Origin of the sequence: Vibrio sp. 10N.261.52.A1 (genome assembly GCF_002876325.1) — a bacterium.
GTDB lineage: Bacteria > Pseudomonadota > Gammaproteobacteria > Enterobacterales > Vibrionaceae > Vibrio > Vibrio chagasii.
In genome coordinates, this window is record NZ_MCYD01000141.1 from 1 (window position 1) to 559 (window position 559).

The window sequence follows — 559 nt, forward strand, 5'->3', positions numbered from 1 at the left end:
CTTGTTGTTCAATCAACTTGATATATTGGAACACCGCTTGGATGATGTGGTCTGTTTTGGTTAAGCCTTCGATAGTTAGTGAGCAACTCACCGTGAAATCACGATAGTTACTGCCGCTAGCGCCACCGCCGGCAGAGAGGGATGTGATCCAGCCTTTCTCTTTGAGCTGCATCATCAAACTGCCTTCTCCTTCGTAACCTAATAGGTGGGCGAAGAATGACAGCGGTTTGACACCGTAGTGTTCATCCATGCTCGGCATAGGGAAGGTTAAGGTAAGTTTGCGGACATCCTTAATCGGTTCTACGTGTACCTGAACTCCAGTACTCAATTCGCCAGCAATTGGCACCTCAACCTTTTTGCCTTGAAGGTTGTGATTGGGGATCGAGCTAAAGCGCTCCTCAACCCAGTTTTGCATCTCATCTAATGATTGATTGCCAGACAGCGTCAGGGTCATTAGGTCTGCAGAGTACTGCTGCTGGTGGAATGTGAGAATTTCTTCGCGAATAGTAACGCCATTTCTGTCACCTAACGTATCGATATTACCGACAGAAAACTTCGA

General features: G+C 47.0%; 1 protein-coding gene. It reads right to left on the reverse strand.

What is annotated here, in order from left to right:
• Nucleotides 1-559 (reverse strand): insulinase family protein (locus tag BCT81_RS01970; RefSeq protein WP_198596825.1); only part of this gene is annotated, 559 nt, incomplete at both ends.